The organism is Bradyrhizobium sp. Ghvi (assembly GCF_900115265.1).
In the GTDB taxonomy this organism is placed as follows: Bacteria; Pseudomonadota; Alphaproteobacteria; order Rhizobiales; family Xanthobacteraceae; genus Bradyrhizobium.
In genome coordinates, this window is the sequence record NZ_FOVU01000022.1 from 9,638 (window position 1) to 29,482 (window position 19,845).

Annotated in this window: 11 protein-coding genes and 5 pseudogenes; 10 read left to right on the plus strand and 6 right to left on the minus strand. The window is 61.8% G+C overall.

What is annotated here, in order from left to right; translation table 11 throughout:
* Positions 1-182: pseudogene (locus BM374_RS39090) on the minus strand (GGDEF domain-containing protein); the annotation flags it as partial.
* A gap of 744 nt (positions 183-926) precedes the next feature.
* On the opposite strand from BM374_RS39090, the gene BM374_RS35920 reads away from it, so the two are divergent.
* The 3 genes and pseudogenes from BM374_RS35920 to BM374_RS35930 all read left to right on the plus strand — a co-directional run.
* Positions 927-1,142 (plus strand): dodecin family protein, encoded by a 216-nt coding sequence (locus BM374_RS35920; RefSeq protein ID WP_092303486.1) that lies wholly within the window; start codon positions 927-929, stop codon positions 1,140-1,142.
* 166 nt (positions 1,143-1,308) lie between these two features.
* A pseudogene (locus tag BM374_RS39735) lies at positions 1,309-1,534 on the plus strand (hypothetical protein); the annotation flags it as partial.
* A gap of 354 nt (positions 1,535-1,888) precedes the next feature.
* Positions 1,889-2,801: pseudogene (locus BM374_RS35930) on the plus strand (IS110 family RNA-guided transposase); the annotation flags it as partial.
* 762 nt (positions 2,802-3,563) lie between these two features.
* Here the strand turns inward: BM374_RS35930 and BM374_RS39095 are convergent.
* Both BM374_RS39095 and BM374_RS35945 read right to left on the minus strand, forming a co-directional pair.
* The gene (locus tag BM374_RS39095) at positions 3,564-5,687 is read right to left on the minus strand and encodes a methyl-accepting chemotaxis protein (protein WP_177248776.1); all 2,124 of its coding nucleotides are present in this window, start codon (positions 5,685-5,687) and stop codon (positions 3,564-3,566) included.
* 741 nt (positions 5,688-6,428) lie between these two features.
* Positions 6,429-7,540: pseudogene (locus BM374_RS35945) on the minus strand (IS3 family transposase).
* 61 nt (positions 7,541-7,601) lie between these two features.
* Here BM374_RS35945 and BM374_RS39740 point away from each other — a divergent pair.
* A pseudogene (locus BM374_RS39740) lies at positions 7,602-8,070 on the plus strand (site-specific integrase); the annotation flags it as partial.
* Between the two features lie 214 nt (positions 8,071-8,284).
* On the opposite strand, the gene rhaI reads toward BM374_RS39740, so the two are convergent.
* Positions 8,285-9,583, minus strand: a complete 1,299-nt coding sequence (gene rhaI / locus BM374_RS35955) for an L-rhamnose catabolism isomerase (protein WP_092303490.1) — start codon at positions 9,581-9,583, stop codon at positions 8,285-8,287.
* A complete protein-coding gene (locus tag BM374_RS35960) occupies positions 9,580-11,676 on the minus strand; it encodes a bifunctional rhamnulose-1-phosphate aldolase/short-chain dehydrogenase (RefSeq protein WP_092303492.1) in 2,097 nt (698 codons plus the stop codon). Before BM374_RS35960 ends, rhaI begins: the two co-directional genes overlap by 4 nt.
* Before the next feature lie 184 nt (positions 11,677-11,860).
* Between BM374_RS35960 and BM374_RS35965 the strand changes: the two genes are divergently transcribed.
* From BM374_RS35965 to BM374_RS35990, 6 genes are all read left to right on the plus strand, one after another.
* Positions 11,861-12,673: a DeoR/GlpR family DNA-binding transcription regulator gene (locus BM374_RS35965; RefSeq protein ID WP_092303543.1), complete on the plus strand. Its 813-nt coding sequence runs from the start codon at positions 11,861-11,863 to the stop codon at positions 12,671-12,673.
* A 2-nt stretch (positions 12,674-12,675) separates the two neighbouring features.
* Positions 12,676-14,217 (plus strand): sugar ABC transporter ATP-binding protein, encoded by a 1,542-nt coding sequence (locus BM374_RS35970; RefSeq protein WP_177248777.1) that lies wholly within the window; start codon positions 12,676-12,678, stop codon positions 14,215-14,217.
* Complete coding sequence (locus BM374_RS35975) at positions 14,214-15,200, plus strand: ABC transporter permease (protein WP_092303495.1); 987 nt, start codon at positions 14,214-14,216, stop codon at positions 15,198-15,200. The genes BM374_RS35970 and BM374_RS35975 overlap by 4 nt, the downstream gene beginning before the upstream one ends.
* Positions 15,197-16,189, plus strand: coding sequence for an ABC transporter permease (locus BM374_RS35980; RefSeq protein ID WP_092303497.1), 993 nt, complete (start codon positions 15,197-15,199; stop codon positions 16,187-16,189). The genes BM374_RS35975 and BM374_RS35980 overlap by 4 nt, the downstream gene beginning before the upstream one ends.
* Before the next feature lie 48 nt (positions 16,190-16,237).
* Positions 16,238-17,353 (plus strand): autoinducer 2 ABC transporter substrate-binding protein, encoded by a 1,116-nt coding sequence (locus BM374_RS35985; protein ID WP_092303545.1) that lies wholly within the window; start codon positions 16,238-16,240, stop codon positions 17,351-17,353.
* 74 nt (positions 17,354-17,427) lie between these two features.
* Entirely contained in the window at positions 17,428-18,792 is a 1,365-nt protein-coding gene (locus BM374_RS35990) for an FGGY-family carbohydrate kinase (protein WP_092303499.1), read from the plus strand.
* A 123-nt stretch (positions 18,793-18,915) separates the two neighbouring features.
* Here BM374_RS35990 and BM374_RS35995 read toward each other — a convergent pair whose 3' ends face one another.
* A complete protein-coding gene (locus BM374_RS35995; RefSeq protein ID WP_092303501.1) occupies positions 18,916-19,809 on the minus strand; it encodes a sugar phosphate isomerase/epimerase family protein in 894 nt (297 codons plus the stop codon).
* Positions 19,810-19,845 lie beyond the last annotated feature (36 nt).

Consider the following 19,845-nt stretch of genomic DNA (forward strand, 5'->3'; position numbering starts at 1 on the left):
TCGACACGCTTCTCGACATATTGCTCGAACTGATCCGCTGGGACGTCATAGAGATTCTTGCCCCAGACATAGGTGACGAGGTCGCGCATCGTCGGGCGGGTATCGCGGATGAATTCATCCGAGATGTCCCACATTTTGCGGAAAGCGCGATTGATCAGCTTGGCGCGAAGATCGGAACCCATGAACAGAATGCCGTAGTCGATCGTGTCGAGAACAGCGTGAAGTTCTTGATCAGCTTGAGGGAGCGCGGCGCGGCGGCGCGGGACGGTTGTCCTCTGACGTCCGCCGGCCGTCTTTCCAGTCGCTGCCGATCGCCGCACCATTGGCTCCTTTAGCCCAGACTACATCATACCACGTTACTGAATTTGGCGCGGTGTTTTGCCTCATCGCGGAATTGGCAGGCGACTTCCCCAATGGGTCAAAATCGGCGGTCGATCCAGCTGCAGCTGCTTCCAGTTGACCCTCAGCAGCAGACGTTTTGACAGACTCGGATGTAATCAGCCTCAGGCCAAGAGCCGAAGTAGACGCCTCTGCGCTTCAGAACGTCAACGACTGCTCCGTCGAAGTTTAAATGAAGAGCATTCCATGGGGCAGCGGTGTCTACGGCTACGCCGCAACACGAGATCCGACGTACGATCCGGGTCACAAGCGGGCATCCTGGTGCTGTCCGACCCTGCGGCCCCAAGGCCAGCATCAGGGCGATTGGGACAGAGGACAGCTCAACAGGTAAGCGACAGCCAGTCGGCCCCTTTTCCGTCAGCCAGCCGCAGGACATGATGGCGCTATTCCGACAGGTTAGCTTGGGCCAAGAGCCGCCCTCCGCCAAATGCAGTTGTCTCCTTCCCGGTTCCGGGGCATTCGCGAAACGGTATCGGCGTCGAGATCCTGATGCTAGATTTCCTGGGTCAGCCGGACAGGAGGACGACATGCCTGATAGCGTCTACAAGGTCATAGAACTGGTCGGTACCAGCAGTGACTCGTGGGAGAAAGCGGCCGCCAATGCGGTCGAGCAAGCAGCAAAATCTCTCCGCGATCTTCGCATTGCAGAGGTCATCAAGCTCGATATGCAACTTGATGACAAGGGAAAAGTTGAGGCCTATCGCGCCAAGCTCAACGTATCATTCAAGTTCGAGGGCTCTTAAGCCTCCGCACCTCGCCCGCGCTTGTGCGCGAAGATGGCTCATTGGAAAAAGGCGCGTTGCGAGGCCCGCCCAGCTGGGCGGTGTGACCCAGCTCCGGAAGTCGGCGCTAGCCTGACGGGGACCGACATCCTTTGATGCGAGGCGCGTTTGGCAGCGTGGTGAGCTCATGTACATGCTCATTCGCAAGTACACCAAGGTTCGTTCGGTAGCAGACGCCGCTCGCCGCGCCAGGAGTGCGGTCGGCCAGATCCTGAGGCAATCGCCGGGTTTCAGGTCCTACTATATGCTGGATGGCGGGCGACGGTGTCAGTATCGCCGTGATGATATTTGACGACCGCGAAAGCGCCAATACAGCGAACGACAAGATACAGTTTGTTCAAGCAGGTCTACATGCACCTCAACCGCGGCCACAAGCCACCACAGCACGGCCCCAGATAAGGCCGGCGCCGACGCTGAAGCCGTCGTCGGCAGACTGCACACGTCCCATCGCGCGGAAAGTGTCGAGTACAGCAGAGAGCCAGCCACCAAAAAGGAATTCAGCAGACAGCAGCTTTACGCCATTCTGGCTGAGGCGGTCAGAAACACTGGTTAAGGAGCTCACCATGAAAGTCTTTGCGCTCCGGTCATCTCGGGCTCGCCTCGACGGTGCGGCTGTCGCGAACCTCCCCAGGCCTACGTCTGCTAATGGAATGATCCGGCCGTGCTCCGGCCCGCCAGTGCGAGAAGCTGGCAAGGGCGCTCAAGTCATGTCTCAGAACCTCAACAAAGCGATCGCCGTGATCGGCGTCGATATCGGCAAGAACTCGTTCCACCTCGTGGGTCACGATCACCGCGGTGCCATCGTGCTGCGGCAGAAGTGGTCACTCAGCCAGGTGGAAACACGGCTCGCCAACTTGCTGCCGTGCTTGATCGGTATGGAGGCCTGCGTCGGCGTGCAGCATCTCAGCCGGAAGCTCCAAATGCTTGGCCACGACGCCCGCCTGTGCCGGCGAAATACGTGCGCCCCTACTCGAAGGGGCAGAAGAATGACTTCCGAGATGCGGAAGCCATCGCCGAGGCTGTCCAACGCCCGACCATGAAATACGTCGCAACCAAGATCGCCATCAGCTCGACCTTCGGGCGCTGCACCGCGTCCCCGATCGATTGGTCGGTCAGCGTACCGGCGTCATCAATCAGATCCGTGCGTTCCTGCTGGAGCGGGGCATCGCCGTACGGCAAGGCCTGCTTTCCCTACGGTCCGAGTTGCCGGATATGCTCGCGACGCGCGCCGATGTGCTTTCGCCTCGCATGTCACGCATCATCGAGGATCTGGCGGGCGACTGGCGCCAGCTGGATGCGCGTATCGAGGGGCTGTCTAGCGAGATCGAAACGCTGGCTCGTCAAGATAAGGCCTGCGAGCGACTGATGACGGTGTCCGGCATTGGCCCGCTTATCTCGAGTGCAATGGCGGCCGCGATCGTCACTGGAGACGTGTTCTCGAAAGGCCGCGAGTTCGGTGCCTGGCTCGGACTGGTGCCGAAGCAGATATCGACCGACGACCGCACGATCCTCGGCAAGATATCAAGGCGTGGCAACCGCTACCTACGCGCGCTGTTCGTGCAAGCCGCATGGGTCATTCTGGTCAGGGTCAAGTGCTGGGAGCGCTACGGCAGATCCTCGCGCCGTGCTCGGGGCCGTCAAGGCGCAGCCTCGTAGCGTAGAGCAAGACGTCAGGACAGCACGACGGCCTTGACGGCCTCTTGCGCGCGGCGCGTCTGCGCGCGCAGGCCGGGACGAAGGAACGCCCGGCACGCACGAACAAAGGAATAGCGCGAAGTGAGGAGCTATCGAGATGACGTAGCCAACATCCCTTACCCGCCGAGGTCTGCGAGAGGATGAGACGACGATGGAAGATCGGTCTTCCTGGCGCATGCGAACACTGGTGACCCGAATGGCCCTTTCGAGGCCAGTCCGCTAATCAGCTCGAATGCGCGCTGATATCCATGATGGCCCGGAGCACAGCACGCTCCAATCAGAGGCCGCATACATTGATGCAAGACCGCGATCTGACAGGTTGACGAAAACTCTTGTAACGCGCGGCCGGACCATACATCGGGTCACGAGCTGACGGTTCGCGAGCGGTGCGGCAAGGCCCGCCAGGGGCCAACAGGCGACATTTCTTCTTTTTGGATCGGTATAGTGGGCGGCCTGAGCTTCGCTGATCGGATGCGAGGAGAATGGCATGAGGAGCATTTCGGCGGACACGATACCCATACGCTTTTGGCAAATTAGATACGATCAAAACCGCGATCCGGATACGCCGACGCTGCCAATCATCTCCGACAGCTCCAATTGCCAGAATTTTGCGTACGGTACCGACGCAACCGATTGCACGTTGGCAGTGGCCTGCTAAAAACCGCCCTCACTCGGCGCCCTGGGGTGTTAAGCCGCACGAACGGATTGAAGGAACTTCGTCACCTCGAGCTTCAGCCGATTGCTGTCGCCGGACAGCATTTGCGCTGCCGAAAGCACCTGCGAGGACGCCGACCCGGTCTCGCCTGCACCGCGCTCAACGTCGTTGATGTTCGATGAAACTTGCTGGGTGCCTTGCGCAGCCTGCTGCACGTTGCGGGAGATTTCCTGCGTCGCCGCGCCCTGCTCTTCCACGGCCGCGGCGATAGTCGAAGAGATTTCCGACAGGCGCTCGATAGTGCCCGAAATTGCCTTGATCGCACCGACCGATTCACCGGTTGCACTCTGGATGCCCAAGATCTGCTGGCTGATTTCACCAGTTGCTTTCGCAGTCTGCTCGGCCAATGCCTTCACTTCGGAAGCGACCACGGCAAAGCCGCGACCTGCCTCGCCTGCGCGCGCCGCCTCGATGGTGGCGTTGAGCGCTAGCAAGTTCGTTTGGCTCGCGATGGTGTTGATGAGCTCGACAACGTCGCCAATGCGGCCAGCTGCCTTCGACAGCTCACCGACGCGGTCATTGGTGGCCCGAGCCTGACCAACGGCGTCGCCGGCCATCCGGGCCGATTCCTGAACCTGGCGGCCAATCTCAGTCACCGAGGAAGTCAGTTGCTCAGTCGCCGAGGCAACCGATTGCACATTGGCAGTGGCCTGCTCTGAGGCAGCTGCTACAGCCGTTGCCAACTGCTGCGACCGATCTGCCGTGGCGGTGAGCGTCTTGGCGGATGCCTCCAGTTCAGTAGAGGCCGAAGAAACTGTCTCGACGATCTCGCCAATCCTAGCTTCGAAGTCATCAGCAAGCAGCTTCATTGCGGCAGCCTTTTCCGCCTGGGCCGCTTTTTCGAGCGCCTCGCGCTCTGCCTGCATCGACCGGATCTTTTCCGCATTATCCTGGAACACGAGCAATGCGTGCGCCATCGCCCCCATCTCGTCCCGACGATCCAGGCAAGGCACCACGATTTCGGTCCCGCCTCCGGCGATTGTACCCATGGCCCGCGTCATCTGGTTCATGGAACAAATTATTCGCTCGAAGACTATCCAGAGGGCGCCGGCCGCAAGGAGGGTAGACAGAGCCATCAGAACGCCATTCACAAGCAGCGTGTGCAGGCTGTTGCGCTGCGCTGCGTCGGTGAGTTTTGCGGCTTCCTGACTGGCCGTCGCGCTGAGCGCGATCACCTCGTCAATCGCTTGGGTTGACTGACCAAACCAATCAGCGGAACTGATCGGATAATTCCCGCCGCCAAGACCGGCGGCATAGACACGCTTGCGGGTTTCCTCGAAGCTGCGGAAGACTTTCTCGCGCACGCGCTCGGTGCCCGCCACGATGCTTGCCGGTGCCGACGATTTAGCGGCATAGGCCTGCACATAGTCCCACGCCGCCTCAAGTCGTCCTGTAAAGGCGGACAGATTGCTAATTTCCTGGGAACTCATCGGCTTGCCGGATGCCACAAGCGCTGCCACCGCAGCCCGCTCGCGACCGAGATACTCGCTCATTATCCACACGAAATGCTTGAAGTTCTGCACGCTCGACAGTCGAGACCGGATGTCATCCTCCTCCATTGCTGCGGCCACACGGAGAGACTGGCTCGCAATGATAAGTGAGGTGATTGTGGGCGCCCACTGAGAGACGACGGCTTTGTCTCGCACGCTCGCCGACTTCGTCATTTCGGCGTCTGCCAGTGCTCGAAGCGCCGTCAGCTGCTCATGCGCACGCCTCGCGCTCGCGATCATCTGATCCTTCCCGGAGAAATGCCTTTCCGACATACGGACCAGCGCCTGTTCGAACGGCTGATCGCCGAGCTTGCGGAAGTTTGCGATAGCCGTCTTCTGGCTATCAGAGGCAAAGTCGGCACCGTTGAGCGCCAGATTGGTTGCGCCCCGCTCTCGTGCCCATTGGCCGGCGCTTTCCAGCAGCATGTCGGCCGTCTCGTTCACTGAAGCCGCGTCGGCCGCCGTGGCACGCTCCACGCTTGCACTGCGCAAGACATACCCGGAGATAGCAACGCCGAAGAGCGCGAGTAGCGAGACTGCTGCGACGAGCAGATTTCGAATACTCCATATCGTTGCGGCTTGCGCAGGTGCATTTGTGGACGGCATTTCCTCAACCCCATGAGTGGTTCGGAGCTGCCTTGTCACTTGGGCTGAGCGCTCCGACGGATTCGACGAGCCTCTGGCAAACGGCTTCCCGCAAAGCGCGACAGGGATTCAGGCCTCATTGGTCCGCTCGCCCGAAGTCGGCGCCCTACCAAAACCGTACATCCAACTTTCCACGTTAGTCTTAACGCTGGTTGCGTATTATTACGCACCGTGCAGAGCAAATCGCTGAACTTAAACACCTTTTGCGTGCCGATGATATCGGGTTGCAAGCTACGGTCTGCATCTGAGAACGACGTACGCCCCTTCCGAAGCACATCCAGGATAACGCGCAGCCGAATGCACCTTGGGACCGCCGCGAGCTTCGAGAGCGCTCGCGCCGTTGGAAGAGCTTGGATTGGACCGCGTGGAAGTATGCCGCGCGAGGCACGCGTCGGGCAGATTGAAACATAGAGCGGGCTCGGCGCTGCCGTCGCCCAAATCTACGAGAACCGGCTCGGGCCTGTACTCAACGACGCTAGGCTGCGAATACAGTTGGTCGATCTCAGCGTGTGTGAGACGCATGACCATCCCGTAAACCCTGCCCTCCTTTACTGGGACGACCGTAGCGCGCTCACCAAGTCTCATTTCAAAATGCTCGACATGAGCCTGCCTAACCTGCGATGGACGCAGCCCCTTGGCTTCGAGAGCTTCCGGGTCCATGAAAAGTACGTATGAGCTGCTGCCGGTTTGATGTACACCAGGTTAAGCTAATCCCACCTTGCGCTCGAACTCAACCGGGCTGAACAGCCGATGGTCGAGTGCCTGCGGACCGTGTTGTAAAATCTTTCGATGTAGTCGAACACATCGGCTCGTGCCTCGTCTCTGGTTCGGTAGATCTTGTTGGCGGTCCGTTCGGTCTTGAGCGACGAAAAGAAGCTCTCCATCGCCGCGTTGTCCCAGACGTTGCCGGAACGGCTCATGCTGCAGAGAATGCCGTTGTCGGCCATCGAACGCTGGAACTGCTCGCTGGTGTACTGACTGCCCTGATCGGAGTGGTGCACCAGGGCGTCCGGCTTGCCGCGCCGCCAGACGGCCATCAGCAGGGCGTCGGTTACCAACTGAGCTTTCATGGCGGCGCTCATCGACCAACCCACCACCCGGCTTGAGAACAGGGCGATCACTGCTGCGACCTAGAGCCAGCCCTCGGCCGTCCAGAGATACGTAAAGTCGGCGATCCACTTCTGGTTCGGCCGCTCGGCGGCGAACTGCGGTCAAGGAGGTTCGCCGGCACGGTCTCGAGCTGTCGATCGCCGCTGTCCTTCGGCAAGCGCCGGCGTCGCGGTCGCGCCCGCAAGCCTTGCAGGCGCATCAGCCGTTTGATTTGGTGCAGGCCACAGTCCGCCCCATCGGCGAGCAGATCACGCCACACCCGGCGCGCGCCATAGGTACGGTCGCTCGCCATGAAGCTGGCCTTCACCTTGCCGCCGAGCTCTTCGTCGCTGCGGGATCTGGCGCCGGGCGAGCGATTCAGCCAGGCATGGAAGCCCGACCGCGACACCCCCAGCGCATCGCATAGCCATGCCACCGGCCAGATCGCCCGGTGCTTCGCGATGAAGACGAACTTCATGTCGCTTCCTTCGCGAAGAAGGCTGCGGCTTTTTCTAGGATATCCCGCTCGGCCTTCAACTTGGCGACCTCACGGCGCAACCGGGAAAGGCCTGCACCGGATCGGAGCCGAACTTCTTCACGCATTTGCGCAGAACGTTCTCATGAACATCCCGGTCGCGACCTGCCTGCGCCACCGACACCCCACGCTCCCTGACCAGCTTGACCGCCTCGATCTTGAACTCGCGACTGAACTTCCGTCTCTTCATCGCGAACCTCCGGCTTCATGAAACAACTGATCTCGGTGTCCATCAAACCGGCAGCAGCTCACACATCGATTTTCGCGGCCGCACGCTGCACATTCCCAAACCAAAAGGCGGCAGGAAGAAGGCCTTCGATATTCCGCTGTCACGTCAGATGATTATCTGCCTCATCCGCGCGGTCAGGTTCGGTCGCCAGATATATCCTCTGCAAGCACAAGCGTGGGTGTTTCCGGCCGACAGCGCGTCAGGGCATTTAGCGGAATTAAGGAGGATCGGGAAATGCTCTCGAAATGGGGCAACGACCTCCGTCAAACCGTCCGTACGATTGCAACCGCAGTCGGTGTATCCGAAGTTGGTGCCAAACTCTTAATGAACCATGCCATCCCCGGAGTAAACGCGGCTACATTACGCGGCACAAGCTCCTCGGAGATCATCTGCGCAGCCAGCAGCAGGCGATTAGCAGCGCGATATTTGCTACCTTGAGCGCGTCAGCCCGAGATCGTGAGTTGCACGGTTGGCTCGGGAGAGGCGTGTAATGCGATCTGTGGCCCGCTTCCCGGGGGCAAGCAGAGTATGGTCCGATTGGCAATGAAGTGAGGATCTATCTGAGCCTCAGCGCGTTTGAGAATTCTGCGTTATTGGCAGTGTGAATCTGTCCAATCCATCATGGGCCATTTTGATCTAGTTAGAACCAGCCAAACATTGTTTTGCGGTCGCTCGCCGGCCATCCTGAAAATAGAGATCACCTTCCTAGACGATGCCTGCCGAAGCTCCGCCGACCAGGGGACGTTCGCTCGCTTTTCGCGCCCGGTAGCCGGAGGCGCGATAGGCCTCGATAGGTGCGATCGCCCCGCCAGCTCGCATCCGGGCGACGGCGAGGAGTGGCGAGACATCGATGGTGAAGGCCCGTTTCAGTTCGAGATGTGCCCCGAGCGCGTCATTAGTCTCTTGCGCCGCCTCGAGCGCTGCGCGATCGATGATCAGCGCCTGCGTATAGGCGCGCTGCAACTCGATCGCCGATTGCATCAAGCTCTCGATCGGATCGGTCACGTTGTGCGACTGGTCGATCATATAAGCGGGCGCGAACCCTTCCGCTTTGCGACGTTCGGCGTCGATCAGTTCGTTGAAGACGAGAAACAGCCGGAACGGCTCGACCGAGCCACTGTCGAGATCGTCATCGCCGTATTTTGAATCATTGAAGTGAAAGCCGGCGAGCTTCCCGTAACGAACGAGCCGAGCCACGACCTGCTCGATATTCACGTTCGGCGCATGATGGCCGAGGTCGACCAAGCAATGCGCCTTCGGTCCGAGCTCCTGCGCGACGGCAAAACTCGTGCCCCAATCCGAGATCACGGTCGAGTAGAACGCCGGTTCGTACAGCTTGTGCTCGAGGAACACGCGCCAGTCGGCGGGCAGTGCCGCGACGATCTCACGCATCGCATCGATGTAACGGTCGAGCGCCTTGGTCAGATTCGCTTGGCCGGCAAAGTTCGAACCGTCCGCGATCCAGACGGTCAGCGCCTTCGAGCCGAGCTTGCGGCCGATCTCGATACATTCGAAATTGTGGGCGATGGCCTGCGCGCGCACCCGCGCATCGGTATGCGACAGCGAGCCGAACTTGTACGAAAGCTCCTGCCCCGGCTGATCCTGGAAGGTGTTGGAGTTGACCGCGTCGAAGGCCAAGCCGTGACTCGCGGCCTGTTCGCGCAACGCGGCGTAATCGTCCACCTTGTCCCACGGGAAGTGCGGCGAGATCGTCGGAGTAGCCCGCGCCAGCAGCTGGATCACCGCGCAATCGTCGATCTTCTCGACAACATTGCGCGGTTCGCCCGGCCCGGGAAAGCGGGCAAATCGCGTGCCGCCCGTGCCGACGCCCCAGGTCGGAATGGCGACGCCGAAGGCCATGACCTTCCGTACCAGAACGTCCGCATCAATGCCGTGCCGCGCCAGCGCGCGCTTGAGGGCGTCATAGTCTTCGCCGGTCGCGCCTTCGAGCCGCGCATTGTGCTCGGCGATGAAATCCGCACTGATCGAGAACGGGGCGCTCATCGCGTGAAGGCCTGGGCGTTCCCGGCATCGACATTGAGAATGTTGCCGGTCGACTTGGCCGAAAGGTCGGAGGCGAAGAAGTAGACGCCCTCGGCGATGTCCTCGGGAAAGACCGACAGTTTGAGCATCGAGCGCTGGCGGTAGACTTCCTCGAGCTGGTCTTCGGCAACCTTGTTGGATGCCGCGCGCTGCTGGCGCCATTCGCCTTCCCAGATCTTCGATCCGCGCAGCACCGCATCCGGATTGACCGTGTTGACGCGGATGCCATGGGCCGCGCCTTCCAGCGCCAGGCAACGGGCGAGATGAATCTCCGACGCCTTGGCGGCGCAATAGGCCGAGGCGCCAGCCGATGCGGCTAGGCCATTCTTCGAGGCCACGAAGATGATGGCGCCGCCGATGTTCTGGCGCTGCATCAGCCGGAAGGCTTCGCGCGAGACAAGGAAATAGCCCGTAGCGAGAATGTCCATGTTCTTCTGCCAGAGCCCAAGACTCGTGTCCTCGACAGGTGAGGCCGATGCGATCCCGGCATTCGAGACGACGATGTCGACGCCGCCAAAGGCACGTGCGGCCTCTTCGAACGAAGCGACGACCGCGGCCTCGTCGGTCACGTCGAGCTTCACACCGATCGCAGCGTCGCGGCCATGGCGCTTCGTGATCGCCGTAACGCGCTCGTTCAGCGCCTTCTCGTCGATATCGGCAATGACGAGGCAAGCGCCTTCGCCGAGCAACCGCTGCGCGGTTGCCCCGCCAATGCCGCCGGCGCCGCCGGTCACATAGGCGATCCGCCCGGCGAGCGATTTCGGCTTGGGCATGCGCTGGAGCTTGGCCTCTTCCAGCAACCAGTATTCGATATTGAAGGCCTCCTGCTCGGCTAGGCCGACATAGGCGCTGACACCGGAGGCGCCGCGCATGACGTTGATCGCGTTGACGTAAAACTCGGCTGCAACGCGCGCCGTCGGCTTGTCCTTGGCGAAGGTGAACATGCCAACTCCCGGCACGAGATACACGACTGCGTTGGGATCGCGCATGGCCGGCGAATTGGGATGCTTGCAGCGCTCGTAATAGGCGGTGTAGTCGCGCCGGTAAGCGGCGAGGACGTTGTCGAGACCGGCGACCACCTCCTCGAGATTGTCACGCGCGGGTTCGTAGGGCAGCAGCAAGGGGCGGATCTTGGTGCGAAGAAAATGATCCGGACAGGAGGTGCCGAGCGGCGCCAGCTTTGTCAGCGCGCTGGAGTTGACGAACTCCAGCACCTCCGGCGCATCGGTGAAATGGCCGATCTTGCGCTCATCGGCGGAGATCTTGCCGCGGATCAGCGGCATCAGCCTCGCCGCGATTGTGCGGCGCCGTTCCGCTGTGGCCGTCTGGACCTTGGCGCCACCAAAGGCCGGCTTCTGCTCATGTGCTGCAAGCCAATCGGCGGCCTGCTGAATCACGCGCAAGGTCATCCTGTAACAGGCTTTCGACGTCTCGGCCCAGGTGAAGAGCCCGTGGCCGCCGAGGACCACACCGACATAATCAGGGTGGCGCGCCGCCATCTCGCCGAGCTTCAGACCGAGATCGAAGCCGGGCCGCTGCCACTGCAGGAATCCGAGCTTGCCGCCGAAAACTTCGCGGGTCAGACGCTCGGCGTCTTCAGAGGCGGCAATGGCAATGACCGCATCGGCATGGACATGATCGACGTGCCGGTGCGGCACGAAGGCGTGCAAGGGCGTATCGATCGACGTCGCGCGTGGATTGAGATCGAAGGTGCAGTGATTGAACAAGGCGACCATCTCGTCCTCATGGGCGAGACCGCGATAAAGGCCTTTTAGTCCCTCGAGCTTGTCGAGGTATAGCGTCGAAAAGCCGTCGCGCTTCATTGAGCCGATGTCACCGCCTGAGCCTTTGACCCAGAGCACGCGCACGCTCTCGCGCGTCAGTGGATCCTTCATCTCGATCTTGGCCGAGGTGTTGCCGCCGCCGAAATTGGTGATGCGCAGATCGGCCCCGAGCAGGTTCGAGCGGTACAGCAATTGATCTGCTTCATCGAGCCCGGCGGCGTGCGCGTCGTCCCATAGATTTGGCAGGGGCGTGGCCGCAACCTCGCTCATGACGCATCCTCCCTGTGCTTGATCTCCGGGCAGCTTAAGCTACAGATTCAATCAAGGTCAATCACTGACACCCATCATCGCGACGCAATATGATTGATGCAGCGCGATAATGATTGATTATGACGGATTACAGTTGACCGACGGCCGAGAGCGTGACCTATTTACGGGCAAAAGGGAGGGCGACGTGCACGAGCGGGAACGCTGGCAGGTCATCAAAGCGCTCTTGCGCGAGCGGTCACTGGTGCGCATCGCCGACGCTTGTCGCGCGACCGGCGTCTCCGAAGCCTCAATACGGCGCGATTTCGCCAGGCTCGCCGAGCAAGGTGTCGCGATCAGGGTACATGGCGGACTCGAAGCTTTGCCCGAAGCCGCAAACGCACCGAGCGACGTCCTCTCGCTTGCCACGCGGTCCTTCGACGTCAGCCAAACACTCAACATCGACGCCAAGCGCGCCATCGCGAAGGCGGCCGTCGCCCTCTGCGCCGACGGCGACACTATCATCATCAATGGCGGCACGACCACCTATCAGATGGGTGAGTATCTGCGCGAACGCCGGTTGAAGGTGCTGACAAATTCCTATCTGCTCGCCGACACGCTCATCCACACATCGAAATGCCGCGTCGCGTTGCCGGGCGGCGAGGTCTATCGCGAGCAAGGCATGATCGTCTCCCCCTTTGAAGAAGATGCGATCCAGCATTATTCGGCGACGCGGATGTTCATGAGTGCGATCTCGATCGGACCTCTCGGTGTGATCGAAGGCGATCCTCTGCTCGCCCGCGCTGAATCCAAGCTGTTGAAGCGTGCCGACAAGCTGATTGTGCTCGCCGATTCCTCGAAATTCCTCTCGCGCGGCAGCCTTGTCGTCTGTCCCCTCTCGCGCATCGACACGCTGATCACCGATGCCGACGCGCCGAACGACGCACTCGACATGCTGCGTGAACACGATGTCCGCGTCGTCGTCGTCGATGCGAGCGCTCAAACCACTGCGGCGGCGTGACCATGACAACGGATCCGCATCGTGACGCTTCTGCGGCACCGCTTCTATCGGTGCGCGCGATCGAAAAATCCTTTCCGGGCGTGCGGGCGCTGTCCGGCGTCTCCTTCGAAGCAGCCAGGGGCGAGGTCCACGCCTTACTCGGCGAGAACGGTGCCGGCAAGTCGACGCTGATCAAGATCATCTCCGGTGTGTTCCCGCCCGATCGCGGCGAGGTCCTCGTGGACGGCAAGCTGGTCGACCTCGCACGGCCGGACGATGCCAGGCGCGCTGGCATCGCGACAATCTATCAGGAGCTGCTGCTGTTTCCGGAACTCACGGTCGCCGAGAACATCTTCATGGGTCACGCGCCGCGCGCGGGCCTGCGCCGGATCGACTGGCGGGCGATGCGCGAGAAGACGAATGCCCTGCTCGCCTCGCTCGAGATTCATGATCTGCAAGCCGACCGGATCGTCGGCTCGCTCAGCGTGGGAAATCGCCAGCGCGTCGAAATCCTGCGCGCGCTGTCGCAAGATGCGCGCATCCTGATCATGGACGAGCCGACCGCGGCCCTGACCGAGTACGACGTGACGCGGCTGTTCGACATCGTGCGCAAGCTGAAGGCCCGCGGCGTCGCCGTGATCTATATCAGCCATCGCCTCGATGAGATTTTTGCGATTGCCGATCGTGTCACCGTGCTGCGCGACGGCGCGCATGTCGCGACCAGACGCGTCGCCGAGACGGACGCAGCCGGGCTCGTGCAATTGATGGTTGGGCGTAAAATCGAAAGCCTGTTCCCGAAGGTCACGGTTCCGATCGGCGAGCCGGTGCTGGAGGTGACGGAGCTCGAGCGACAGCCGCTGACAAGAAGCGTCTCGCTCACAGTGCGGGCCGGCGAGATCGTCGGCCTTGCCGGCCTCGTCGGCTCGGGTCGTAGCGAACTCGCCCAAACCATTTTTGGCGTCACACCGGCCGAGAGCGGGGAAACCCGGATCGGCGGACAGCGTGTCGATATTCGCTCGCCGGCCCAGGCAAGGTCTCTGGGTGTCGCCTATGTCCCCGAGGATCGCGGCACGCAGGGGCTGGTGCGGCCGATGACGGTGCGCGAAAACTTCAGCCTCGCCGCGCTGGGCAAGGTCGCGATCGGCGGCTTCATCGATCGCGGAGCCGAACGCAGGCTCGCCGGCGATGGCGTCAGGCGCTTTGCGGTCAAGACGAGCTCGCTCGAGCAGATCGCTGGCAAGCTCTCCGGCGGCAATCAACAAAAGATAGTGCTCGGTAAATGGCTCGCCAATGGACCGAAGCTGTTGATCCTCGACGAACCGACACGCGGCATCGATGTCGGCGCCAAGGCGGAGATCCATCGCTTGATGGGCGAGCTTGCGGCCCAGGGGCTCGCCATCCTGATGATCTCCAGCGAGCTGCCGGAGGTGCTCGGCATGAGCGACCGCGTGCTCGTGATGCGCGAGGGCCGTATCGTTGCCGAATTCTCTCGCGAAGAAGCGACCCAGGAGTCGGTCGGCGCGGCGATGATGGGCAGCCACGAAAACGCGGAGAAAGCGGCATGACGGCGATGACCTTGGCCGGCGTCGGGACTGATCCGCGACGGCGGCTGAAGGTGCTTGCCTCGCAGGAGGCTCTGCTCGCGATCGCAGTGATCGGCCTTGCCATCGCCGTCGGTCTTAACAATCCGCGCTTTCTGGCGGCACGCAACTTGTCCGACGTGCTGCTCGGCAACGCCTATATCGCCGTCGCTGCAGTCGGCATGTCGATGGTGATCGTATCAGGCAACATCGATATTTCGGTCGGCGCGCTGATCGGCGTCCTGGCGACGATCAGCGGCACTCTGGCCGTGAATGGCGCGCCGATTGTCGTCGCCTGGCTTGCAGCACTCGTTGCCGGCGTTGTGGTGATGGCCTTTCAGGGCGTCATTATCGCCTATCTGCGCATTCCGGCGATCGTGGTGACCCTCGGCATGCTCTCGATCCTCAAAGGCGGCCTGATCAGCGTCACCGGAGGCAAATGGATAACCGACCTGCCCGACAGTTTCCATCTCGCCGATATCGAGCTCTTCGGCCTATTGCCGTTTCCGGTCTTTCTCATGATCTTGGTGACGATCCTGGCCGCGTTATGGATGCGCTATTCGGCCTCGGGCCGCGCCATCTATGCCGTTGGCGGCAACGCCGAAGCGGCGCGGCTATGCGGCATTTCGCAGCCGCGCACGATCGTGATGGTTTTCGCGCTGCACGGCTTGTTCGCCGGGGCGGCCGCCCTGCTCTATGCAACGCAGTTGCGCGTCATCCAGTCGACCGTGCCGCCCAATCTCGAATTGACGATCATCACCGCGTCGGTCGTCGGCGGCGTCAGCATTCTCGGCGGCGTTGGCACGGTGGTCGGCTCGACCTTTGCGGCCGTCCTGATCGCCGAGATTGCCAGCGCGCTGGTCTTCATCGACGTCTCCCCTTACTGGATCCGCGCGGTCCAGGGCGTGCTCATCCTCGTGACCGTGATCGCCGACATTCTGCGGCGCCGGCGCATGGCCGGAGCATGAGCGCCATGAGCGAGATCCCCCTCGCCCAGGCCGCCAAGCGCGTCATCCCCTGGTGGCTGCTGCGCCACGAAACCATGCTGGCGCTCATCCTGCTCATCGCGCTGATCGGGCTCGGCGGCATGAACAGCCGCTTCCTCACGCTCGACAATCTGCTCAACCAGGGCAGGTTGACGACAGAGGTCGGGCTGATCGCGCTGCCGATGACCTTCATCATCATTACCGGCGGCATCGATCTGTCGGTCGGCTCGATCGTCGGCCTCTGCGCGATCCTGCTCGGCTATTCCTGGAAGACCTTCGGCTTTCCCCTGCCGCTGGCGATCGGCTTTTCGCTGCTTGTCGGCGCCGCGGCGGGCTTTCTCAACGGCATCGTGATCACCAAGGTGAAAGTGCCGCCCCTGATCATGACCATCGCGACGCTCGCGCTCTATCGCGGCCTCGCCGAGGGCATCAGCCAGGCGCGTTCGGTGCGCGGCTACCCGGAATGGTTCTACTTCGTCGGACAGGAGAATCTCTTGGGTGTGCCGGCGCAGCTCTGGCTCTTGCTGATCGCGATCGTGGTCTCGGCAGTCGTTCTCGACCGCACCACGTTTGGCCGGACGCTCTATGCGATCGGCAACAACGAGACTGCCGCGCGATTCTCCGGTTTGCCGGTCGATCGCGTCAAGCTGATCATCTATACGCTGTCGGGCTTGATGGCCGGCCTTTCCGCCTGTGTTCTCGTCTCGCGGGTGACTACGACCCGCTCGGACATGGGGATCGGCTACGAGCTCGACGTGATCGCGGCGGTCGTGCTCGGTGGCACCAGCATATTCGGAGGCGTTGGCACCATCTGGGGCACAGTGGTGGGCATCGCGATGATCCAGCTCTTGAAAAACGGGCTCGCCCTGACCGGGGTCAAGGGCGACGCGACGATTGTCGTCATCGGCACGGTCCTCATCCTTTCAACTCTTGTGGCGAGTTCGCTCCAGCGGAGACGCGAGGGCGTTTGACGGCGTGTCTAGCCGCAAAAAAGCGGCATCAAAATGGGAGGAAACAAGATGAAGCTCGGATTAGCTGCTGCATTCCTCGGCGCGACGCTGCTGGCCGGAACGGCCTCGGCGGCGGACAAGAGATGGGACGGCGCGGACGACCTGCCGGTCAATCCGCTGGCCTGCTCGGCGGGCGAGGCCAACGCCGCGCCAGCCGCCAAGCTTTACGACGGCGGCAAGCCGACCAATGCGCCCGACAAGGCCGGCAAACCGATCACGCTGGTCGACGTGCCAAAACTGATCGGCATCGGTTACTTCAACGCGACCTCGAAAGGCATGCAGGACGCCGCCAAGGCGCTCGGCAACGTCACGGTGAAGACCGACGGCCCGACCGAAGCCAAGATCGATGAGCAGATCAAGTTCATCGACAACTACATCACCAGCGGCGTCGACGGCATTCTCTTCGCCGCCAACGATCCGGTGGCGATCGCGCCCGTGCTGAAGAAGGCGCTGTCCAAGGGCATCCACGTCGTCGGTTACGACGCCAACTCGACGCCGGATGCGCGCGAATGGTTCGTGAACCAGGCCGAATTCAACGGCATTGCCAAAGCGATGATCGATTCGATGGCCAAGGAGGCCGGCGAGGACAAGGGTTTTGCGATCGTCACCTCAACCTTCACGACGCCGAACCAGGCACGCTGGATCGCCGAAATGTGGGCCTATGCCCAGAAATGCCATCCCAAGCTGAAATGGCTGGAAACGGTCGAGGCACAGGAGGACAACAACCTGTCCTTCAACCAGGCGACGACGCTGATCAACAAGCATGGCGACAAGCTGGCTGGCCTATTCGGCATGACCTCGGTCGCAACCCCTGCTTCGGCGGAAGCCGTGACCAAGGCCAAGCTGTGCGGCAAGATCGCGGTGGTCGGCCTCGCCACGCCCAACGCGATGAAGCCGTATGTCAACGCGGACTGCGTCAAGTCGGTCGTGCTGTGGAATCCGGTCGATCTCGGTTATGCCGCGACCTATGTGATGCGTGCCGTGGTGGATGGTAGCCTGAAGCCGGGCGCGACGTCGGTCGAGGCGGGCAAGCTCGGCAAGCTGAACGTGGTCAATGGCAGCGAGATCCTGCTCGGCTCGCCTTTCGTCTTCACCAAGCAGAATATCAAGGACTTCGATTTCTGATCCAGGTGCGCGCCCGGCCGCAGAACGCGGTCGGGCGATACCCATAGTGATCGTCTTTTGCCGTGAGCTTGACGATGAGCCAGACGATTGCGGTGCTCGACATCGGCAAGACCAACGTCAAGCTTGCCTTGTTCGATCACGACCGGCTGCTCTGGGAAAAGTCGGCGCCCAATCGTGTTCTGCCCGGGCCGCCTTATCCGCACGAAGACGTCGAGAGCGCGTGGAGCTTCTTCCTCGATGCCCTTCGTGAAGCCGCACGCACGCATCAGATCGGCGCGATCGTTCCGACCGCGCATGGCGCAGCCGGTGCTTTGATCGGCGAGAGCGAGCTTGCCGCTCCGGTCATGGACTACGAATTCACTGACGTCGATGCGATCGAACCCGACTATGCTGCGTTGCGCCCGCGCTTCTCGGAGAGCCTGTCGCCGAAACTGCCCGCAGGCCTCAATCTCGGCCGGCAACTCGCCTATCAGAAATGGCGCTGTCCGAACCTCTTCGCCAAAGCGAGGCATTTCGTTGGCTATCCGCAATATTGGGCCTGGCGGCTGAGCGGCGTCGCGGTCTCCGAAGTCACCACCATCGGCGCTCATACGGATCTCTGGGCGCCGCGGCAGGGACACATCTCGAGCCTCGTCGAAGCCCTCGGCGTCGGCCATCTGCTGCCACCGATGCGCCAGGCCTTCGACCCGCTCGGTCCGATCAAGCCCGACATCGCCGCCGGATGCGGGCTCGCGCCCGATACGCCGGTCTTTTGCGGTATCCACGATTCCAACGCTTCACTTCTGCCCTACCTCGTCTCGCGCCGGGCGCCATTCACCGTGCTGTCGACCGGCACCTGGGTGATCCTGATGAGTGTGGGTCTTTCGCTCGATCAGCTCAATCCTCGCGACGACACACTCGCCAATGTCGACGCCCTGGGCCGCCCGATTGCCTGCGGACGCTTCATGGGTGGACGTGAATACGCTATGATCGCGGGTAGCGGCGGCAACGCGGCTCTCGACGCGATCGAGCGCGTCATCGCCTCCGGCGCAATGGCCCTGCCCTGCTTCTCCGGCCAGGGCGGACCTTATGCGGCGACCAAGGGCGTGATCCGCGGCGACGTCGCGAGCCGCAATCGGGCCGCGCTAGCGACGCTCTATTGCGCCCTGGTCAGCGACCTGATGCTGATCCGGATGGGAGCAACCGTTGGAGATCTCATTATCGAAGGGACGTTCGCCGGCAATCTTGCCTTCTGCCAGACCCTTGGCGCGCTGCGACCGACGCAGCGTGTCTTTTCGGCGCAAGATGCCGCTGGAACGGCGCGCGGCGCCGCGATGCTCGCGCAATGGCCGCCCTCTTACCGTATCGCGGAGCCGGACCCCGTCGATCCGAAATCGATTGTCGGCCTTGATTCCTATCGCCAAGCCTGGATGGCAGCCGTCGACCCAATCGGTCGATGAGCCAGACGTAGAACCGGCATCCGCGCTCGCGTCGTTTGGTCACACGGCTCCGCCCTAACGTTCAGGCACCGAGACTTCTCTGCTAGACCCGCCCTTCGCGAACTGCAGGTACCACCACTATCTTCACGGTTTCTGCGCCGCCCAAACGAGCTCTGCCTTCCGCCGCGCCGTCTCCAAACCGAGCGCAATGAACCGGCGAGCATGACGCGCCAGCTCCATATTGTCGGTCCACAGATTGCGCCAGATGGCGGCTTTTCTGGACAAGTTCTGATCAACGATCTCAGAGGAGAAAGATTCGAAACTGAGATCGTCGTTGTAGCCGATCGCCGTGAGCGCGTCGAAGACCCCTCCGAAATCGATGCTGCCGGTACCGAGGAAGCCACGATGGCTCTCGCCGATATGGACGTAGCCGATCTTGTTCGTGGCACGGCGAATGGCGAGCCCGATATCGGCCTCCTCCAGGTTCATATGGAAGGTGTCGAGATGGAGGAAGATGTTGTCAGAGCCGCTATCCTCAATGAACGCGAGCCCTTGTGCCGTGGTGTTGAGCAGATTGCTTTCGAAGCGGTTCACGATCTCCAGATTGAGGGTGACGCCGGCGGCCTTGGCTCGCTCCGCGACCTGGGCAAGCGTGGCCGCACTGCGTTTCCATTGATCGCAGGTGCCGGCCGCGGTCTGCAGTCCATGGCCGGAGGACAGGATTCCGCCGAGCTTCCGGCCGCCGAGATCGCGCGTCAGCGATATCGTTCTGTTCAGGATTTCAATGCCGCGCGCAGCGATCGCGCTGTCGGCGCTGGAAATATCGCCCTCATCCGGCAGGCCGATGCTGATCGCAACGCCGAGGTCCAAGTCAGCAATGCGCCCGGCCAGTCTGTCGATATCGACATTGGCCGGATCGAGATAGGAGAACTCGATGAGATCGAAGCCGGCCTCCTTGGTACTGGCCAGCGTCCGTTCGAGTTCGGCTTGCGCGGAACTGGCCGACCAGACGAACGAGTGGATTCCAATGCGCGACATAATCATCTCCGCCTGTCGGGAAATCTGGTGCGGCCG

Excerpts from the sequence above, each read along its gene's own strand:
- rhaI (WP_092303490.1), bottom strand. The coding sequence starts at position 9,583 with ATGAGCGCCCCGTTCTCGATCAGTGCGGATTTCATCGCCGAGCACAAT.
- BM374_RS39095 (WP_177248776.1), bottom strand. The coding sequence starts at position 5,687 with ATGCCGTCCACAAATGCACCTGCGCAAGCCGCAACGATATGGAGTATT.
- BM374_RS35995 (WP_092303501.1), bottom strand. The coding sequence starts at position 19,809 with ATGTCGCGCATTGGAATCCACTCGTTCGTCTGGTCGGCCAGTTCCGCG.
- BM374_RS35960 (WP_092303492.1), bottom strand. The coding sequence starts at position 11,676 with ATGAGCGAGGTTGCGGCCACGCCCCTGCCAAATCTATGGGACGACGCG.
- BM374_RS35990 (WP_092303499.1), top strand. The coding sequence starts at position 17,428 with ATGAGCCAGACGATTGCGGTGCTCGACATCGGCAAGACCAACGTCAAG.
- BM374_RS35975 (WP_092303495.1), top strand. The coding sequence starts at position 14,214 with ATGACGGCGATGACCTTGGCCGGCGTCGGGACTGATCCGCGACGGCGG.
- BM374_RS35970 (WP_177248777.1), top strand. The coding sequence starts at position 12,676 with ATGACAACGGATCCGCATCGTGACGCTTCTGCGGCACCGCTTCTATCG.
- BM374_RS35920 (WP_092303486.1), top strand. The coding sequence starts at position 927 with ATGCCTGATAGCGTCTACAAGGTCATAGAACTGGTCGGTACCAGCAGT.
- BM374_RS35980 (WP_092303497.1), top strand. The coding sequence starts at position 15,197 with ATGAGCGCCATGAGCGAGATCCCCCTCGCCCAGGCCGCCAAGCGCGTC.
- BM374_RS35985 (WP_092303545.1), top strand. The coding sequence starts at position 16,238 with ATGAAGCTCGGATTAGCTGCTGCATTCCTCGGCGCGACGCTGCTGGCC.